The sequence below is a fragment of the Nonomuraea sp. NPDC049152 genome (assembly GCF_040648355.1).
Taxonomy (GTDB): Bacteria; Actinomycetota; Actinomycetes; order Streptosporangiales; family Streptosporangiaceae; genus Nonomuraea.
In genome coordinates, this window is sequence record NZ_JBEZDO010000011.1 from 135142 (window position 1) to 153692 (window position 18551).

Sequence of the window (18551 nt, forward strand, 5' to 3'; positions counted from 1 at the left end):
TCCATGAGAGGCCGCCAGTAGACTGGCAGCTCACAGTCCAGACTGGGAGACTCTCGTGGCGCTCGTTGTGCAAAAGTACGGTGGTTCATCCGTCGCCGACGCGTCCTGCATCAAGCGGGTCGCGCAGCGGATCGTCGCGACGAAAAAAGCCGGCAACGAGGTCGTCGTCATCGTCTCCGCGATGGGTGACACGACGGACGAACTGCTCGATCTGGCCGAGCAGGTGTCGCCGCTGCCCCCGGGCCGCGAGCTCGACATGCTGCTGACCGCGGGAGAGCGCATCTCGATGGCCCTGCTGGCGATGGCGATCGCCAACCTGGGCCACGAAGCGCGCTCGTTCACCGGCTCCCAGGCGGGCGTGATCACCGACTCCACGCACGGCAAGGCGCGCATCATCGACGTGACGCCGAGCCGTATCCGTGAGGCGCTCGACGAGGGCCAGATCGCGATCGTGGCCGGGTTCCAGGGCGTCTCGCAGGACACCAAGGACATCACGACGCTGGGCCGTGGTGGTTCCGACACCACCGCTGTGGCGCTGGCGGCGGCCCTGTCGGCCGACGTCTGCGAGATCTACACCGACGTCGACGGCATCTACACCGCCGACCCGCGCATCGTGCCTCAGGCGCAGCAGATCCCCAGGATCTCCTACGAGGAGATGATGGAGATGGCCGCCTGCGGGGCGAAAATCCTGCACCTGCGCTGTGTCGAGTACGCTCGCAGATTCGACCTGCCGATCCACGTGCGCAGCTCTTTCAGCACCAAGGAAGGCACGTGGGTCGTGTCCGACCCTTACACCGAAGGAACCGAGATGGAGCAGCCCATCATCTCCGGCGTCGCGCACGACCGGAGCGAGGCCAAGATCACCGTTGTCGGTGTCCCCGACAAGGTCGGAGAGGCTGCCGCCATCTTCAAAACGCTGTCCGAAGCCGAGATCAACATCGACATGATCGTGCAGAACGTCTCGGCGGCCGCGACCGGCCGTACCGACATCTCCTTCACGCTTCCCGCGACGGACAGCCAGACGGCGCTGGCCTCGCTCAAGCGCATCCAGGACCAGGTCGGTTTCGAGTCGCTCCAGTACGACGACCAGATCGGCAAGGTGTCCCTGGTCGGCGCGGGCATGCGCTCGCACCCTGGCGTCACCGCGACCTTCTTCGCCGCCATCGCGGACGCGGGGGTCAACATCGAGATGATCTCCACCTCGGAGATCCGCATCTCGGTGATCGTGGGTCAGGACGGCGTCGACGCGGCGGTCGCCGCGGCGCACCGCGCGTTCGACCTCGACTCGGACCAGGTCGAAGCTGTGGTGTACGGAGGTAGCGGACGATGAGCAGGCCCACCCTCGCCCTGATCGGGGCGACAGGTGCCGTAGGTACCGTGATGCGCGAGCTGGTCTCGACCAGGGAGGACATCTGGGGCGAGGTCCGCCTCGTGGCCTCCGCCCGCAGTGCGGGCAAGGCCCTCCAGGTGCGCGGCGAGGACGTGGTGGTCCAGGCGCTCGCGCCCGAGGTGTTCGACGGCGTCGACATCGCCATCTTCGACGTCCCCGACGAGGTGTCGGCCGAATGGGTGCCGATCGCCGCAGAGCGGGGCGCGATCGCGATCGACAAGTCGGGCACGTTCCGGATGGACCCCGATGTCCCGCTGGTCGTTCCCGAGGTGAACCCGCTCGACGCCCGCACGAGGCCGCGCAACATCATCTCGACGCCCAACTGCACCACGCTGTCGATGATGGCCGCGATCGGCGCGCTGCACGCCGAGTACACGCTCAAGGAGCTCGTCGTCGCCTCCTACCAGGCGGTGTCGGGCGCGGGCGTCGCGGGTCCCGCACGGCTTTACGACGAGATCGAGGCGCTGGCGGGCGACCGCTCCGTCGGCCAGGCGGCCGGCGACGTGCGCAAGGCGCTGGCCAACAAGCTCGACGCCGACTCGCCGTTCCCCGCGCCGATCGCGTTCAACGTGGTGCCGTGGGCGGGCTCCTACAAGGACGGCGGCTGGGCCTCCGAGGAGCTGAAGCTGCGCAACGAGTCGCGCAAGATCCTCGGTATCCCCGACCTGAAGGTGTCGGCCACCTGCGTGCGGGTGCCCGTCGTCACCACGCACTCGCTGGCCGTCCACGCCAGGTTCGAGCGCGAGATCACCGTGGCCGACGCGCACCGCATCCTGGAGGCGGCGCCGACCGTGGTCCTCATGGACGACCCGGCCAACGGCGTCTGGCCGACGCCGGTGGACGTGGTGGGCACCGACCCGACCTACATCGGTCGGATCCGCCAGGCGGTCGACTTCCCGAACACGCTCGACATGTTCGTGTGCGGCGACAACCTGCGCAAGGGCGCGGCCCTGAACGCGGCGGAGATCGCCGAGTTGGTGGCCACGGAGCTCTGACCCCGTCCGCCGCACGATCGGCTCTCTGAGGGACCCCCGGCCACCCGGCCGGGGGTCCCTGTGTTCTCCTGCGGGTCCTTCTGTGTTTCTGCGCGATGGCTTCTTCCGTACGGCAAGCCGTGCCACGCGCCTCCGTGGTCACCGGCTGACGCCCGTCCAGGGGACGCTCCTCGTGCGACGCCCCCTTCCCGCCGCAACGGACCCCTGCCGAGGGGGCGCCGTTGCGGCGGGGACCGGAGTCCCGCTGGGCGGCGCGCCTTCCACGGACGGGACCGTGCGCCTGCGGAGGCGCTGGAACGGCTTGCCGTACGGGAAGAAAGAAGCACCAGCCCTGGCGTACGGGAAGAAGGAACGCCAGCCTTGCGGTGCAGGAAGAAGGAACGTCAGCGGAACAGGATGTCCCAGTGATCGGATTCGCTGGCGAAGACGGTGCCCGTGTCCGAGCGGTACAGCGCGGACCCGTCGGAGCGCGTGCCCGCCCGGTCGAAGGTGTCGGTGATGTAGTTGTCGACGCACCGGTTGTGGCGGATGTCCAGCTTGTAACCCGCCCCGTGGCTGTAGCGGCCGGGCGCGTGCCCTGCCTCCGTGCCGCCCGTGACCATGATCTTGCAACCGCTGTTCTGCTTGAGGTCGATCGCCCCCGTGACGGTGGCGGACCTCACGGCCTGCAGCGACGTGCACACACGGTTGTTCTTGTCGACGCAGTTGCCGCTGGACTTCCAGCGCAGGCCCGCCGCGGACAGTCTGTCCATGGCGAACGTGTGCGAGACGCGCACCGCCCTGCGGGGCATGGCGCGCGACAGGTCAGCCTTGGGCTGCTCGGTCGCCCCCGTGTACCAGCGGGCGACCCGTATCACGCCTTGCAGTTCATAGGTTTTGATGATCGGCGGTCGCGCCTCGACGACGTCCTCCTCGACGGTCGAGGCAGGCCGCACTGGAGCCGCCGATGCCGCAGCCGACAGCGCGATGATGCAGGTCTGTATGGCGATGAGCGCGGCGATTGAGAGCCGCACCAACCAACGTATCCACATGTGATGGCCTTTTTCGCGGAGTTGCCCTTCCGCCCGATTCATCAATGCCACGCTTCGGAGCTGTTGATCCCTCCTTCGGAGCGATCTTTACCGTGTGGCGGTGATCACCGTGCGGCTCCATGACCTCACGGCTCTGACTAACGTAAAGTGACGAGCGTGTCCGAACCGCGAACCCGAGGATCGGAGAGCACCCGAGAGCTCATCGTCGAGACAGCCCTGCGCCTGTTCAGGGAACGCGGCTTCGATGCGACCACGATGCGGGCCATCGCGACGGAGGCGGGGGTCTCCGTAGGTAACGCCTACTACTACTTCGCCTCCAAGGACGAGCTGGTACAGGCGTACTACGACCGTGCCCAGATCGCGCACGAGGAGGCCTGCCGTGAGCTGCTGGCCACGGAGCGCTCGTTCGCGGCCAGGCTGACGGGTGTGCTCAGGGAGTGGGTGCGGGTCTCGGAGCCGTACCACGAGTTCGCGGTGAAGTTCTTCAAGCACGCCGCCGAGCCCACCAACCCGCTCAGCCCGTTCAGCGCCCAGTCGACGCCCGCCCGGGAGGCGTCCATCGCCATCTACCGGCAGGTGGTCGAGGGCTCGCGCGACCGCATGGACGCCGAACTGCGCGAGGAACTGCCCGAGCTGCTGTGGCTGATGTCCATGGGCATCGTCCTGTACTGGGTGCACGACACCTCGCCCGGCTGCGAACGCACCTACCGGCTCATCGAGGTGAGCGTGCCGCTCGTCGACCGGCTCGTGGGCCTGTCCCACCTGCCTGGCCTGCGAGGCATCACCAAGGACTTCATCGCGGCGGTCCACGAGCTCAGAGCCTGACCCGGCTACTGTCCGTAGTCGCCGCGACCGTCAGAGGTGACGGGTTCACGGCGCTGGATGCGACGCCGGTCGTGGGGCTTCCGCCCGTCAGCTGCCTCGGTCCCTCCGGCCCCGATGTCCCCGCCCGTCGGTCCCATCGGCTCCGCTGGCGCCTTGGGCCTGTCGGTCCCTCTGGGGCCGCTGGCGGCTTCCGCCCGTCGGCCCTCCGGCGCGCCTCGGTTGTCGCCCGTCTTAGACCTCTCCGGCCTCTCCGGCGCGTCTGTTGGTGCGTCTGCGGGTGCGTGCGCTGCGGCGGCCGCCCAGGAACGAGATCACGGCGACCGCCGCCCCTCCGCTGAGGACCATGAGAAGCATCTGGGACCGGTCGAAGCTCTCGCTGCCAGCCGCGAGTTGACCGATCACGTCCTGCTCGCCAGGCGTCGAAGGATCGGCCTGCACGGTCGCGACCGGTCGCGGGGACTGCTGTGGCATGGCTTGGGGAACCGTCATCGGACGGGTCTCATCCTGCCCGGACGGCTGGACGGCGGACGCTAGCGCCAGGTCTTGGAGCCACGTCGGCTCGCCGGCCCCTGCGCCCGCTCCCGCTTCGGTGGCCGTGGCATTCGGCGCGACGGCGGGTGTCGTCGCTTCGCTCGGCGGCGGTGTCGCGGCACTGGTGGGCGTGCTCGTGCCCGCAGGGCTGCTGATACCCGCGGGGGTGGTGGCGCCCGCGGCGGTGGTGCCCGGAGGGCTGGTGACCCCCGAGGGCGTGCCGGCGCCTGCGGCGGTGGTGCCCGTTGAGCTGGTCGTGCCCGCTGGGCTGGTGGCATCCGCGGGGGTGCCCCCGCGGGTGGTCGCCGTGCCCGCAGTGGTCGTCATTCCCGCGGGGGTAGTCGCCCCCGTGGGAGTGGCCGCGCCTGTCAGTGTTGCGGCCGCGCCTGCGGTGGCGACCCCCGTGTTGGCGGTCGTGGCGGGGGCCGCGCCCGGGCGTGTGGTCGGGGTGGGCGTATGCGGTAGGCCGACGACGGGTGCGGCGACGCTGGGCTGACCAGGTGCCGGGGCGGACGTGCCCGTGGCGGTGGTCGTGCCCGCGGGGGTGGGGGCGAACGTGCCTGTCGGTGTGACGACGGACGTGCCCGGCGTGGTGGTCGTGCCCATGCCCGCGGGTGTGGCGGCCGACGCGCCCGCGTGGGTCGGGGCGGACGCGCCTGTGGAGGCGGTCGTGCCCGCGGGTGTGGAAGCGGATGTGTTCGGGTGGCTGGCGGTGGGTGTGGCGATCAGGGGACGCGGCGGAGCGAAGGGCGGGTACAGCAGCGGGGGGTTGGCCACGGGAGAAGCAGCCGCGCGTGTGGGGATCGCCGGCTGGAGCGCCACGGTGGGACGGCTCGGCGTGGCCGGCTGGATCGCCATGGCGGGACGGCTGGGCGTGGCCGGCTGGATAGCCATGGTGGGACCGCTCGGCGTGGCCGGTTGGAGGGTCATGGTCGGACTGCTCGGGATAGCTGGTGGGACGGCCGCGGTGGGTGTGGGGGCGGCTCGTTTGAAGCCAATGCTGGGAGTCGGGACGGCTCGTTGGCGGGCCGTCGTGGGAGCCAAGACGGCTGGGTGAAGGCCCGTCGTGAGAGTCAGGACGGCTGGATGAAGGCCCCCGCTCACAATCCGCACGGTTGGTTGGAAGCCCGTGGTGGCGGCGGGCACAGCTGGTTGAAGGGCTATGTCGAAAGGAGGGATGGCCGGTTGAAGGGCTATGTCGAAAGGAGGGATGGCCGGTTGAAGGGCTATGTCGAAAGGAGGGATGGCCGGTTGAAGGGCTGAGATGGAAGCGACGATGGCTGCCGGCTGGAGGGCCGCGGGGCGAGACGGGGCCGGGAGGGGAACCGGGTTCGGCTCGGATGGAGGAGTGGGCGCGGACGGGCGCGGGGGCGCGGAGGTGAGGCCGGGCGGGGGTGCCGGTGTGGGTCTGGTGGGCATCGTCGGCCAGGTCAGCTGCGGCGTCGCGCAGGTGCTCAGGCCGAGCGCGGACAGGAGCTGGCAGACGGCTCCTCTCCAGACGGCCTCTCCCCAGCCGGCGGTGCACTCGTCGTCCACGCAGAGCGAGTCCGGCCTGCTCGCCCCGGCCCCGGGCGGCGAGATGCCGATCTGCAGCACGCCGATGTGGGTCGCGGCGTTACATTTCGGCCCGCCCACGCCTATCACGATGTTGCCCTCACACCTCCGCCCTGGAAGCGGAGGAGGGGCCGCGGCGGCCCACGTGCCCACGGTGATCAAGGGCATGCTCATCCCTGCCACCACTGCGAAGGCCAACAGCCCACGTCGTCTCACGTCCCTGTTCTAGCACGTCAGAGCCTCGTTTCCGGGAAAGGCAAGATCCGCGTGGCGGCATACCGTCTGGTTGGTATGGTCCTGTGTAACGACCCCGATCCCCGCAGGGAGACCAGCGATGACCCAGAACTGGGGCATGACGATCCCCTTCTTCGACCGCTCCCTCGCCGAGTCCAAGGAGCTGATCGCCGACCTGCCAGGGCTCGGCTACACCGACATCTGGTCGGCCGAGGTCAATGGCGCCGACGCGTTCGTGCCGCTGGCGATGGCGTCGGAGTGGGCGAGGGGGGCCAGGCTGGGCACCGCGATCGTGCCGGTGTTCACCCGCGGGCCTGGACTGCTGGCCCAGTCGGCGGCGACGCTGGCCGACCTGGCGCCCGGCCGGTTCGTGCTCGGCATCGGATCCTCGTCCCCCGCGATCGTGGAGCGGTGGAACGCGGTCGAGTTCGGCAAGCCGTACGCCAGGACGCGGGACACCCTGCGCTTCCTCAGGAAGGCGCTGGCGGGGGAGAAGGTGTCCGAACGGTACGAGACCTTCGAGGTGAAGGGCTTCAAGCTGGAGCGCGCGCCGAAGGAGGCGCCGAAGATCGTGCTGGCGGCGCTGCGGCCGGGGATGCTTCACCTCGCCGCCGCGGAGGCGGACGGCGCGATCACCAACTGGCTGTCCCCCGAGGACGTACGGCGGGTGCGCGCCGAGATCGGCTCCTCGACCGAGCTGATCGCGCGGATCTTCGTCTGCGTGAGCGAGGACGCCGACAAGGTGCGCGAGATGGGGAGGTGGATGCTGGCCAGCTACCTGACGGTCCCCGCGTATGCGGCCTTCCACGACTGGCTGGGCCGGGCCGAGGTGCTGCGGTCCATGCACGAGGCATGGGCGGCAGGAGACCGCCAGGCGGCGCTGAAGGCCATCCCCGACGAGGTGGTGGACGCGCTGATCGTCCACGGTGACGCGGAGACGTGCAAGGCGCGGGTGCGGGAGTACGTCGACAACGGGCTCGACACGCCGATCCTCGCCCCTGTCCCCGGCGAGCTGCCCATCCCCGAGGCCGTCCGCGCCCTGGCCCCGTGACCGTGAAGGGCATGAGGTTCATCACAGAGCCGGGAGGTGGCGGGAGGGTCGTCCCAGGCTGTCGGCCGAGGGTGCGCTGACCGCCCAGGGCTGGCGGCCTCCGGGCGGAACGCGGGGTTCCACGCGGGCGGAGGCCGGGAGAGGGTGGGGTCGGCGAGGTTCGTGGCAGGAAGGAGACGCGCGTGGACGAGGTTCTGAGGTTGGACGCCGTCGGGCAGGCGCAGGCCGTGCGGGAAGGGCGGGTCACTCCCAGAGAACTGGTCGAGGCCGCCATAGCGAAGATCAGGGCGCACGACGACGAGCTCAACACGGTGGTGCACCCGAGGTTCGAGCGGGCGCTGGCCGAGCTGGACGACCTCCCGCAGGGCGCGCCGTTCCGCGGGGTGCCGATCCTGGTGAAGGACCTCGGCTGGGCGCAGGCGGGCGAGCCGTACAACGCGGGGTCGAGCACGCTCGACGGCGTGGAGGTGGGCGCCGACGCACACGCGGTGACCCGCCTGCGGGAGGCGGGATTCGTGATCCTGGGGCGGACGAGCACGCCCGAGTTCGGTACGACGATCACGACCGAGCCCGCGGCGTACGGTCCCACTCGCAATCCTTACGATCTCGCCTACTCGGCGGGCGGGTCCAGCGGTGGGTCGGCGGCGGCGGTCGCGGCGGGCATGGTGGCGGTGGCGACGGCCAGCGACGGCGGCGGTTCGATCAGGATCCCCGCCGGCATGTGCGGGCTCGTGGGGCTCAAGCCGACGAGGGGCCGGTCCAGTCATGGTCCCGCCCAGGGCGAGGGGTGGAGCGGCATGTCCGCGATCGGCCTGGTCAGCCGTACCGTCAGGGACACCGCCGCGGTGCTCGACCTGTTCACCGGCTACGTGCACGGCGACCCCTATGCCGCGCCCGCGCTCCCGGGGCCGCTCGCGCACGAGGTGGACGCCGAGCCCGGCAGGTTGCGGATCGGATTCGTGCGCGAGCATCCTCGCGAGGACGTACCCGGCGAGGCGGAGCCCGCCGCTGCCGTGATGAGCGCGGCGGCGCTGCTCGAAGAGCTCGGGCACGAGGTCGAGGAGAGCTGGCCCGAGGCGCTCGGCGACTCCGAGTTCGCGACCCACTTCGGCGCGATCGTGGCCGGCAACGTGGCCGCCGAGCTGGAGAGCATCGGCAGGTGGCGAGGCAAGCCCGTGGAGCTTTCCGAGCTGGAGCCGCGCAACCAGGCGATGGCCGAGGCCGGGCGCAGGCGTAGCGCGGTCGACCACATCCTCGCGTTGCAGTGGGTGGACGGATACCGCCGCAGGATGGCCTCCTGGTGGAGCGGCCACGACCTGCTGCTGGCCCCCACGCTCGGCATCCCGCCGTACCCGCTCGGGTGGTTCCCTCCTGACGACCTGAGCACCTCGTTCGGGCGGACGGGGCCCGCCGTCGCCTTCACCTCGCCGTTCAACGCGACGGGGCAGCCCGCGATCTCGCTGCCCCTGTACAGGACGGCTGACGGACTGCCCGTGGGCGTGCAACTGGTCGCCGCGGCCGGCAGGGAGGATCTCCTGGTACGGCTGGCCGCCCAGATCGAGCGGGCGCACCCCTTCGTGCACTCGGCGCTACGTTAGGGAACCACGGCGCCGGGTATTGCGTTATATCGCGAAGAGGAGGTGCTCGGATGGCGAAGGCATCAAGGGCCGCAGCGGCCTGGAAGACGTACCGCGAGGTCAGCAAACCCGGAACGCCTGGTGTGATGACCAGGGTCAGGGCGATCCCCCGCCTCATCGGCGGCGTGATGCGCGGCGAGTACGCGGGCATGGGCAAGGGCAAGCTCGCCATGATGGCGCTCGGCCTGGTCTACATCGTCTCGCCGGTCGACATCGTCCCCGACTTCCTGGTGCTCATCGGTGTCGCGGACGACTTCGGCGTGTTCCTCTGGCTGATGGCCTCGATGCTCGGCGAGAGCGGGCGATACGTCGAGTGGGAGCGCAGGCGGCTCACCGGGCGAGTCGAGCAGCCCTAGCCTCGCCCCGCTTGCCGTACCACGCGCTCCATGCCCCGAGCAGCGCGATGGTGCCGATGAGCAGCACCCATGACAGGCCCGCCATGACGTCGGTGGGCAGCAGGTAGACCAGTGGCAGGCGCACGGCGGACTCCAGCAGGAGCGCCGTGCCCCACACGACGGTCATGACCACGTAGATCCTGCGGAAGGTGGGTTCGGCGGTGTAGAGGGCGTCCCACCGCTGGACGGTCGCCTCGTCCTCCGCGCCGAACCGCTTGGCGATGGCGAAGGCGGCAGGGCGGCCCGTCACGCAGGTGCCGAGCAGGATCAGCCCGGCGGCGGCGGTGGTCAGGGACTTGATGGCCAGGAGGAACTTCTCGTCGCCCGACAGCAGCGAGAGCAGCAGGCCCATCCCGAACACGAACGCGGTGAACGCGGCGAAGCCGTCGAACCTGCGCTTCTTGATGGCGACGTAGAGGACTCGCAGGAAGCCGACGCTGACGGCGGCGATGAGCGCGGCGTACTCGGGCACGCCCAGCGCCCTGCAGATGTAGTAGGTGGCGACGGACGGCAGCACGTCCCAGAGCAGCAGGTCCTTCATCAGAGAGTCTCCTCCAGCCAGTCACCGATACGGGCCATCGCCAGGCGTTCCGGACTGGCAGTGCGCGTCGCCGCCTTCCTCCTCGGTGAATTCGAGGAAGGTCTTCTCGCAGGTCAGGTGGTCGTAGAGCTGCTCCGGCTGGCCCTGGAAGGCGAAGTCGCCCTGGGCCGAGCAGACGAGGGTGGGGCAGGTGATCCGTTCGGCGATCCCGTCTCGCACGGTGTAGTCGAGGAGCGCGGCGGCGTACTCGCGGGGGCCGGCGGTACCTGTCACCCACATGCCATGGGTGCAGGCCCAGCGCATGGTCGGGTCGGTGGCCATCAGGTGCTCGAAGACTCCACGGACAGGCGGCGGGCGCCGGCGACGCGCGGGTCGGAGGGGGCGCCATGCAGGAAGAACTCGGCGGTCCTGTAGTAGTTCGACGCGCGCAGGAAGCCGTCCCTCCTGCTGATGGGGCGCGTGCTGTGCTCGGCCTCGGCGGCCACCCGGTCGGCGGTGGCCCGCCACTCGTCGTGCCAGCTGTCGTAGTCGCCCTCGGTGATGCGCCGCGCGGTCACGAGCACCTCGCCGAAATCGGCGCCTCCGTAGGCGATGTGGCCGAACGCGCGCAGCGTCTCGTACCAGAACGTCGCGTCGTTCTCGAAGACGAGCGGTTCCATACTGCCCCCTTAATGCGAAATCTCTCGCGATTAAGATAGGCCGACCTTCGCCCTTAACGCAAGAGACTTCGCGTTAGGATGGAGCGCATGCAGCGTCCAGGAGGTCGTTCCGCAAGAGTCCGCACGGCCGTCCATCAGGCGGTGGTCGAGTTGCTGCAGGAGGGCCTCGACGTGAGCATCGCGGAGGTCGCCGAGCGCTCCGGCGTCCACCAGGCGACGATCTACCGCCGGTGGGGCACGATCGCCGGGCTGATCAACGATGTGGTCATCGAGGTGCTGCGGCAGTCGCCGGTGCCCGACACGGGGACGCTGCGCGGTGACCTCGACGCCTACGCGGTCCAGATGGCGCGGGACCTCGCCGGGCCGTTCGGGAAGCTCTTCCTGCGAGCCGCGCTGGTGGGCTCGGAGAACGCGGAGGACCAGATCTACCTGCTGGAGCGCGGGATCCAGGTCCAGGGGATGCTCGATCGCCACGAGAACGCGCCCACACTGATCGAGCTGATGGAGATCGTGCAGGCGCCGATCTACTTCCACGCGCTGGTGTTCAACGCGCCTCTGGGGCCCGAGCAGGCCAAGTCCCTGGTGGACCGCCTGCTGTCCCTGCGCGAACCCTGACCTGAAACGGCAGCTCACGCCGTCTTGTAACCCTTTGGATGGATCTGACCAAGCAGGGGTGTAGATCGACGAAGGGAGCATTGCCGGTGCGTCGCAAACAGGCGGAGATCGCCACAGATCCCGTGGCTTTCGAAGCCTTCTACCGGCGGCACGTCGATGCGGTCACCCGTTTCCTCGCCCGCCGCGTCGACGACCCGCACACGGTCGCCGACCTGGTGGCCGAGGTGTTCATGGGGGTTCTCGACTCCGCCCACACCTACCGGCCGGGGTTGGGCAGCGAGATCGCCTGGCTCTACGGCGTGGCGCGCAACACGCTCTCCGCGGAGCGGCGGCGGCTGTTCAAACAGACGCGGCTGGCGGATCGCGTGAGCGGGCGCAGGCCGCTGGACACCGACGACGTCGCCAGGCTCGAAGAGCGGATCGACGCGGAGGGACCGGCCCGACGGGCCTTCGCCGCCATGGCCATGCTGCCCGAGGGGGAGCGTGCCGTACTCGAGCTGGTGGTCGTCGACCAGCTGACGGTCACGGAGGCGGCGGCCGCGCTCGGCATCCGCCCTGGGACCGCCAAGGTGCGGTTGCACCGGGCGCGCCGAACGCTGCGGGAGACGCCCTTCGTCATGGAAGGAACACCGGGATGAACTTCGAGGAGTACCTGCTGATGGAACTGAAAGCCGAGATCGTCGCGCGTAGGGAACGACGACGCCGTGCCGGTCGCCGCCTGCTCGCGGGGGCGGCGGTGGCCGGGCTCGCGGCGGCGGCGGCGATCGCCGTACCGCTGCTGACCGGGTCGGAGACCCGGGCGTACGCGGTGACCAGGAACGCCGACGGCACGATCAGGGTCGAGGTCAACGAGTTCAGGGACGCCGACAAACTGGAGAAGGACCTGGAGGCGATGGGCGTCGTCGCCGCGATCGACTACGTCAAGCCCGGCAAGAAGTGTCAACGGGACAGGGGCACGCCCGTCGACGGTGGCAAGGGGAAGACGTTCGAGGAGTGGCAGAAGTCGGTCTCCTACAAGGCCGCCCACCCGCGCGAGGCAGGCGTGGACATCGATCCCAAGTACGTCGCCAAGGGCAACACCCTGGTGATGGAGTTCACCGAGAACGAGGACCAGACCTCGGGACCCGAGAAGCCTCGGGCGCTGTGGCGGTTCAAGGCGATGGTCGTGACCGGCGCGGTCAAGCCGTGCGCCGCCGTCGACGATGCGACCTGGTCCGACCGCGGCGGGCCCGAAGGCCGGCCGCCGGCCGGAAGCTGATCGGCTGAGAGCGGGGGAGAGCCGGTGCACCGGCCTGACCCCCGCTGGTTCACACGGGGTCGTTGACCGGCTGGAGGACGGGGGCCTGCTCCTCGGCCTGAACGGCACCGCGGGGAAGGAACGGGCTCAGCAGCGCGGCGAGGGCGAAGACCGCGACGTTGTACCAGAGCGTGGTGGCGGCCGCGTCGGAGAAGGCGGCGGGATCCCTGGTCCCGTCCGTCATCCCGAAGAAGATCACTCCGACGAGGGCCACCCCCACCGCGCCGCCGATCTGTATCAGGGAGTTCAGCACGCCGGAGCCGGCGCCGGCGTCGTTGAGCGGAACGTCGCCAAGGACCACGTTGACCGCGATGCCGACGCACATGCCCATGCCCAGGCCCGACACGAAGAGGCAGGGCAGGATCTGCCACGAGGTCACCTCTGTGCCCGCGAGGTCGAGGACGACGGACATCGCCGCGAGGCCCACCGCCATGACGGCGGCGCCGATGCCGATGAGCCTGCGGCCGTACCGCTGGCCGTACCGGTTGGCGAGCTGGCCGGTGAAGCCGATGCCGAACGGCCAGCCCAGCGTCGTGAGCGCCAGGTGGATCGGACTCCAGCCGAGCCCGAACTGCAGGTCCCAGGTCAGCACCAGGAAGAACGACGCGACCCCGGAGAACAGGACGAACAGCAGGATGGTGCCGGCCACGAACGACCGCCGGGTGAACAGCCGCGGCGGCACCAAGGGGAAGGCGGTGCGCCGCTCGTACAGGGCGAAGACGACCAGGACGGGGACCGCCGCCGCCATCGAGACGAGTGTCCAGGTGGGCCAGCCGAGGTCGTGGCCCTGGATCAGCGGGTAGAGCAGCAGCGCTGACGCGGCGCTCACCAGCACGACGCCGACCAGGTCGAGCCGCATCACCTGGTCCGACCTGGACTCGCGGATCCACAGGAAGGCGCCGACGAGGGCGAAGAGGCCGATCGGGAGGTTGATGAAGAAGATCGCCCGCCAGCCGAGACCGAACAGGCTGTAGTCGGACAGCACCCCGCCCAGCAGCGGGCCGCTCACCTGGGCGATGCCGATCACCGCGCCGAACAGGCCGAACGCCTTCATCCGCTCCTTGCCCGGCGGGAACTGCGTCGTGATGGTCGACATGACCTGCGGCACCATGATGCCGCCGAAGGCGCCCTGGACGATCCTGGCGATCACCAGGACCTCGGCGGAGGAGGCCGCGCCCGCCAGCGCGGAGGCGAGGGTGAACCCGGCGACGCCGATGACGAAGACCCGCCGCCGTCCCGCGATGTCGCCGAGACGTCCGCCGGTGACCAGCATCAGCGCGTACGCCAGGGAGTACCCGGCGACCACCCACTGGCCTGTCGAATAGCCCGCGCCGAGATCCTGCTGGATCTTCGGCAGCGCGATGTGGACGATCGTCACGTCGACCATGTCCATGAACGTGGCCAGCATCACCACCAGCAGGGCCAGCGAGTTGCCTTTCTGGGCCGTCTTAGCTTCCATGCTGGAAGTGTCGGGGGGCCGGGCCCCGCGAACCAGTGTGGCGATCATGATCGCATCATGAACATCTCATGGTCGGGTCATTAGGGGTGATTCTCCGGCATAACGCCAGGTCAGGCGCAGAGTGGTGGCCATGGTTTCACGCAGATCAGTACTCATCTACGGAATCGCCGGGGCGCCTGCGATCGCCGCCGCCGGCGCGATGGGCGGGATGTGGGCGACCACGGCCACCCGTCGCACCGGGGAGCAGGCGGGGTTCACCAACAAGCTGGTCATCCCGCCGCTCGCCCCTTCGGACCATGACAGAGAAGGCCGCCGCGTCTTCAACCTGCGAGCGACCACGGGCACCATGCGGTTCAGGGCCGGAGCGCCGACCGAGACGTGGGGCATCAACGGCCCCTATCTCGGGCCGACGCTGCGCGCCAGGCGGGGCGAGACCGTACTCGTCAACGTGCGCAACGACCTGACCGAGGCGACGACCATGCACTGGCACGGCATGCACGTGCCGGCCGCGATGGACGGCGGCCCGCACCAGCTCATCGCCCCCGGGACGACGTGGTCGCCGAGCTGGACGATCAGGCAGCCTGCCGCAACGCTCTGGTACCACCCGCACCCGCACGGCAGGACCGCCCGCCACGTCCACCACGGGCTGGCCGGGCTGTTCATCATCGACGAGAACGAAGCCCTCGCCCTGCCGCGCCACTACGGCGTGGACGACATCCCGGTCATCGTCCAGGACAAGCGGCTCAACGACGACAACCAGCTCAACGAGGAGATCCCCACGATCGGCGGGATGGGCGTCCTGGGCGACCTCATCACCGTCAACGGGACGGTGGAGCCCTACCTCGACGTGTGGTCCAAGCGGGTACGGCTGCGCCTGCTCAACGCCTCCAACTCCCGGTTCTACAACTTCGGGATGGCCGACGATCGGTCGTTCGCGCTCGTGGGGACGGACGGCGGGCTGCTGCCCGCACCGCTCGACACGAACCGCGTCCAGCTGTCGCCGGGGGAGCGGGCCGAGATCGTCGTGAGCCTTCGCCCCGGCGAACGGTTGATGCTCCGCAGCTACCGCTCCGACCTGGGGATCAACATCGGGGACCAGCGGTACGCCGGTGGTGGCGACATTCTGGACATCCTTGAGCTGCGCGCCGCCTCGGAGCTCTTCTTCTCGCCGCCGCTACCTGCGACGCTCGCCGAGCGTCCACGGCTCGACGTGTCCGCTCCCACCGCGAGGCGGAGGTTCGAACTGCGCGATTTCAAGATCAACGGTCTGCTCATGGACCCCGGTCGCATCGACGTCGGGGTCAGGAAGAACACCACCGAGGTCTGGGAGATCGCCAACCTCGACCACATGCCGCACAACTTCCACGTGCACGACGTCCAGTTCCTGATCATGTCCGTCGACGGTGGTCCGCCACGGCCGGAGGTGAGCGGCTGGAAGGACACCCTCTACGTGAAGCCGGGGACGAGGGCGCGGATCGCGATGCGCTTCGCCGACTACACCGATCCCCAGATCCCGTACATGTACCACTGCCACATCCTCTGGCACGAGGACCAGGGCATGATGGGCCAGTTCGTCGTCCTCGGCCCCGGTGAGAAGCCCGGCATCCTGCCGATGTCCCACACGCACGGCCGGGGCGTCGCTGCACACAGGCGAGGTGCGGCCTCGAACGACCGGGGTGCGGCCTCGCATGACCGGGGTGCGGCCTCGCACGACCGAGGTCCCGCTTCGCACGGCCGGGGGCCGCGGCGGTGAAGCCCCGATCTCAGGGCTGGGGGACTTCGGCGCTGAAGCTCCGATCTCGCGGGTGGGGGACCTCGGCGGTCAGCGCGAAACGCCGGTCGTCGGTCGGTCCCGCCTCGAAGTGCCCGCCGAGCGTGGTCACCCTGGCCCTGAGATTCGCCAGCCCGCGGTCCCTGGCCTTGGGGACGGCGGAGGAGACGCCGTCGTTGGTGACGCTCAGCCGTACGACGCCGTCCTCGCAGGTGACGACGATGGCGCAGCACTCCGCCTTGCTGTGCCGCAGCACGTTGGTGACAGCCTCGCGCAGGACGGTGGCGAGCATGGCGTCGAGCGGCGCGGGCAGCGGCTGCCTCGACACGGTCGCCTCCGCGGCGACGTCGGCGGCTCGCAGGATCGACAGGGCGGACCTGACCTCGGCCTGCAGCGACAGGTCGACCTGCTCGCCGGACACCGACCGCAGGTCGGCGAGCGCTCGCCCCGCGGCCTCTGCGACCTCCCTCATCTCCGCCCGGGCCCTGTCATGATCGATGGACAGCAGGCGGGAGGCCAGCTCCGTCTTGAGGGTGATGGCCGACAGGCCGAGCCCGAGCAGGTCGTGGGTGTCCCTGGAGATGCGCCACCGCTCCAGCGCCACGGCCTGGCGCGCCAGCTCCGCGCGAGCGTCGTTCACCTGGCGGCCCACCCAGACCAGCCAGCTGAGGCCGTAGACGTTCAGACCCAAGGCCATCGGATACAGCGTGTACATCGGCACCCCTTCGAGCCCGAAGTAGTGCCATGCCAGCCCGCCGTCCAACGCCATGAGAGCGCCCACCAGGATCCGGGACACCGGCGGGGCGATGGTCAGCAACACCGTCCCCGCCAGCAACGCGATCGTCTGCAGCCACGAGTAGCCGAAGAACGGGACGAACGCCAGGGACAGCGCGGTCTGGGCCCCCAGCGACCAGCCCCATGCGCGCGGCCTCCTGCCCGGCGCGTACGCCAAGGAGTGGCGCAGCTGCAGGAAGAGGGCGGTCACGAGCAGCGGAACCGCCAGCGCGATCTTCACAGGGTCCGCGCCCAGCACCACCAGGTCCAGGACCGAGTCGATGCCGAACCCCAGGTGGTAAGCGACCATGATCACGATGGACAGGCGGTGGGCCACCCCTGGCGGCGACGCGGCGGGCGGCGGCTGCTGAGGGCCGAACTGGGATCGGGCATAGGCGAGCGCCTCGCGGGCCCTGGTCACGATCGCGGTGAGCTCGGCCGACGCCTCCTCCCGCTCCGTGCCGGCCAGCTTGGAGGCGCGACGGGCCCGCCGCGCGATCGTGGAGAGCGCATGGCCGAGCCTGCCCTGCAGCTCGCGCTCGGCGCGCAGGCGCTCGGAGTCGACCGCCGTGCGCGCCAGGTCCGTTCGCGTGTCGTGCAGGATGATCGCGTGATCGACCAGGCGCGCCATGCCGTAGATCGCCACGACGCCGGAGAACATGCTCAACGTTCGCCACGCGCCGAGATACCAGAACTGAGGGTGGACGATCTGGACGACACCCACCGCGCCGATGAGAGCCACGTACAGCAGCCAGGCGGCCCGCCCTGGCACCAGCAGCAGCACGCACGCTCCCAGCCAGCTGTGCCCCGGCATCCCCGGCGAATCGACGACGAGCGAAGGGACGAAGGCCACCAGCCCCTGCGCTGTCAGCGTCCACACCCACCACCTCGGGCGCTCGCCCGCCCTGCCCTTCAGCACATGACGCAGGGTGAGCGCGAACGACACCGGCAGCAGCCCCGCCACCAGCCACCGCTCGGCCGGCCTGTCCAGCGTGACGAGCGCCGTGTACTGGTAGATCAGTGTGAGCCAGAGGGTGACGTTCAGGAGCCGGCGAGCGCGTCCGAGATCGGCGCCCGCGTCCGGCGTCACAGCCACCCGGCGTCGTGCGCGATCCGGACCGCGTCGACGCGGCTGCGTGCGTTGAGCTTCGTGACGATCGTCGTCAGATGGTTGCGTACGGTTCCCACCGACAGGAAGAGCCGGGCGGCGATCTCGGCCACGTCACCGCCCTCCGCGGTCAGGCGTAAGACGTCGATCTCGCGGGCGGTGAGCGGGCTGTCGTCCTTGCGCAAGGCCAGCATGGCGAGCTCCGGGTCCACCACGAGGTCGCCGGCCGCCACCCTGCGGACCGCTTCGGCGAGCTGGGCGGGCGGTGCGTCCTTCAACATGAAACCCGACGTGTGCGCGGCCACGGCGCGGCGCAGGTTCCCCGGCCTGAACAGGCCCGTCAGGATCAGCGTCCTGCACTCGGGCAGGAGCCGGTGCAGCTCCGCCGCGGCGGCGAGCCCGTCCATGACCGGCAGGTAGACGTCGATCACCGCGACGTCGGGGCGGTGCGCCATCGCGGTGGGCACGACGGCGTCGCCCGTATGGACCTCGGCGACCACCTCGATGTCGGGCTCGAGGTTGAGAAGCGCCACGAGAGCGCCCCTGACCAGGTGCATGTCCTCGGCGAGAAGAACGCGGATCATCGGGACGCGCGCGGTGGCGAGCAGGTGAGCGACCGGCCGGCGTACCCGAAGGATGGGGGCGTAGTGGACATCGAGCGCTCCTTTCCACGCTGAGCGACAG

General features: G+C 69.9%; 21 protein-coding genes. 13 read left to right on the top strand and 8 right to left on the bottom strand.

The window, feature by feature from the left end; translation table 11 throughout:
• Positions 1-55 precede the first annotated feature (55 nt).
• Complete coding sequence (locus AB0B45_RS21615) at positions 56-1330, top strand: aspartate kinase (RefSeq protein WP_358132990.1); 1275 nt, start codon at positions 56-58, stop codon at positions 1328-1330.
• Positions 1327-2385: an aspartate-semialdehyde dehydrogenase gene (locus tag AB0B45_RS21620; protein WP_358132993.1), complete on the top strand. Its 1059-nt coding sequence runs from the start codon at positions 1327-1329 to the stop codon at positions 2383-2385. Before AB0B45_RS21615 ends, AB0B45_RS21620 begins: the two co-directional genes overlap by 4 nt.
• Before the next feature lie 383 nt (positions 2386-2768).
• On the opposite strand, the gene AB0B45_RS21625 is transcribed toward AB0B45_RS21620, so the two are convergent.
• Positions 2769-3458: a hypothetical protein gene (locus tag AB0B45_RS21625; protein ID WP_358132996.1), complete on the bottom strand. Its 690-nt coding sequence runs from the start codon at positions 3456-3458 to the stop codon at positions 2769-2771.
• A gap of 114 nt (positions 3459-3572) precedes the next feature.
• Here AB0B45_RS21625 and AB0B45_RS21630 point away from each other — a divergent pair, with 114 nt between their 5' ends.
• Positions 3573-4241 (top strand): TetR family transcriptional regulator, encoded by a 669-nt coding sequence (locus tag AB0B45_RS21630; RefSeq protein ID WP_358132998.1) that lies wholly within the window; start codon positions 3573-3575, stop codon positions 4239-4241.
• A gap of 231 nt (positions 4242-4472) precedes the next feature.
• Here the strand turns inward: AB0B45_RS21630 and AB0B45_RS21635 are convergent, their stop codons facing one another.
• Positions 4473-4730, bottom strand: coding sequence for a hypothetical protein (locus tag AB0B45_RS21635; protein WP_358133001.1), 258 nt, complete (start codon positions 4728-4730; stop codon positions 4473-4475).
• Positions 4731-4830: 100 nt separating this feature from the next.
• On the opposite strand from AB0B45_RS21635, the gene AB0B45_RS21640 reads away from it, so the two are divergent.
• The 6 genes from AB0B45_RS21640 (at position 4831) to AB0B45_RS21665 (ending at position 9604) form a co-directional block, all read left to right on the top strand.
• Positions 4831-5268 (top strand): hypothetical protein, encoded by a 438-nt coding sequence (locus AB0B45_RS21640; RefSeq protein WP_358133003.1) that lies wholly within the window; start codon positions 4831-4833, stop codon positions 5266-5268.
• A gap of 18 nt (positions 5269-5286) precedes the next feature.
• Positions 5287-5829, top strand: coding sequence for a hypothetical protein (locus tag AB0B45_RS21645; RefSeq protein ID WP_358133006.1), 543 nt, complete (start codon positions 5287-5289; stop codon positions 5827-5829).
• 345 nt (positions 5830-6174) lie between these two features.
• On the top strand, positions 6175-6555 hold the full coding sequence (locus AB0B45_RS21650; protein WP_358133009.1) for a hypothetical protein: 381 nt from the start codon (positions 6175-6177) through the stop codon (positions 6553-6555).
• A 105-nt stretch (positions 6556-6660) separates the two neighbouring features.
• Positions 6661-7611, top strand: coding sequence for an LLM class F420-dependent oxidoreductase (locus AB0B45_RS21655; protein WP_358133012.1), 951 nt, complete (start codon positions 6661-6663; stop codon positions 7609-7611).
• A gap of 182 nt (positions 7612-7793) precedes the next feature.
• Entirely contained in the window at positions 7794-9209 is a 1416-nt protein-coding gene (locus AB0B45_RS21660) for an amidase (RefSeq protein ID WP_358133014.1), read from the top strand.
• 50 nt (positions 9210-9259) lie between these two features.
• Positions 9260-9604, top strand: a complete 345-nt coding sequence (locus AB0B45_RS21665) for a YkvA family protein (protein WP_358133017.1) — start codon at positions 9260-9262, stop codon at positions 9602-9604.
• Here the strand turns inward: AB0B45_RS21665 and AB0B45_RS21670 are convergent.
• From AB0B45_RS21670 to AB0B45_RS21680, 3 genes are read right to left on the bottom strand one after another with little or no spacing between them, the layout of a single operon-like run.
• Positions 9579-10184, bottom strand: coding sequence for a VC0807 family protein (locus AB0B45_RS21670; RefSeq protein WP_358133020.1), 606 nt, complete (start codon positions 10182-10184; stop codon positions 9579-9581). The two genes, AB0B45_RS21665 and AB0B45_RS21670, sit on opposite strands and share 26 nt — an antisense overlap.
• A gap of 21 nt (positions 10185-10205) precedes the next feature.
• A complete protein-coding gene (locus AB0B45_RS21675; RefSeq protein ID WP_358133023.1) occupies positions 10206-10505 on the bottom strand; it encodes a hypothetical protein in 300 nt (99 codons plus the stop codon).
• Entirely contained in the window at positions 10505-10843 is a 339-nt protein-coding gene (locus AB0B45_RS21680; protein WP_358133025.1) for a hypothetical protein, read from the bottom strand. The genes AB0B45_RS21675 and AB0B45_RS21680 overlap by 1 nt, the downstream gene beginning before the upstream one ends.
• 87 nt (positions 10844-10930) lie before the next feature.
• On the opposite strand from AB0B45_RS21680, the gene AB0B45_RS21685 reads away from it, so the two are divergent.
• The 3 genes from AB0B45_RS21685 to AB0B45_RS21695 all read left to right on the top strand — a co-directional run bounded on the left by AB0B45_RS21685 (position 10931) and on the right by AB0B45_RS21695 (position 12716).
• Positions 10931-11458 (top strand): TetR/AcrR family transcriptional regulator C-terminal ligand-binding domain-containing protein, encoded by a 528-nt coding sequence (locus tag AB0B45_RS21685; protein ID WP_358133028.1) that lies wholly within the window; start codon positions 10931-10933, stop codon positions 11456-11458.
• A gap of 86 nt (positions 11459-11544) precedes the next feature.
• On the top strand, positions 11545-12096 hold the full coding sequence (locus tag AB0B45_RS21690) for a sigma-70 family RNA polymerase sigma factor (protein ID WP_358133030.1): 552 nt from the start codon (positions 11545-11547) through the stop codon (positions 12094-12096).
• On the top strand, positions 12093-12716 hold the full coding sequence (locus AB0B45_RS21695; RefSeq protein WP_358133033.1) for a hypothetical protein: 624 nt from the start codon (positions 12093-12095) through the stop codon (positions 12714-12716). Before AB0B45_RS21690 ends, AB0B45_RS21695 begins: the two co-directional genes overlap by 4 nt.
• A 49-nt stretch (positions 12717-12765) precedes the next feature.
• Here the strand turns inward: AB0B45_RS21695 and AB0B45_RS21700 are convergent, their stop codons facing one another.
• Positions 12766-14214 carry an MFS transporter gene (locus AB0B45_RS21700; RefSeq protein ID WP_358133036.1) on the bottom strand — a complete coding sequence of 483 codons (1449 nt, stop codon included), beginning with the start codon at positions 14212-14214 and terminating at the stop codon, positions 12766-12768.
• Between the two features lie 130 nt (positions 14215-14344).
• Here AB0B45_RS21700 and AB0B45_RS21705 point away from each other — a divergent pair, with 130 nt between their 5' ends.
• The gene (locus AB0B45_RS21705; RefSeq protein WP_358133039.1) at positions 14345-15967 is read left to right on the top strand and encodes a multicopper oxidase domain-containing protein; all 1623 of its coding nucleotides are present in this window, start codon (positions 14345-14347) and stop codon (positions 15965-15967) included.
• Between the two features lie 10 nt (positions 15968-15977).
• On the opposite strand, the gene AB0B45_RS21710 is transcribed toward AB0B45_RS21705, so the two are convergent.
• Together AB0B45_RS21710 and AB0B45_RS21715 are read right to left on the bottom strand one after the other, a co-directional pair.
• Entirely contained in the window at positions 15978-17855 is a 1878-nt protein-coding gene (locus tag AB0B45_RS21710; protein WP_358133041.1) for a histidine kinase, read from the bottom strand.
• Entirely contained in the window at positions 17846-18451 is a 606-nt protein-coding gene (locus tag AB0B45_RS21715) for a response regulator transcription factor (protein WP_358133044.1), read from the bottom strand. The genes AB0B45_RS21710 and AB0B45_RS21715 overlap by 10 nt, the downstream gene beginning before the upstream one ends.
• Between the last annotated feature and the right edge of the window lie 100 nt (positions 18452-18551).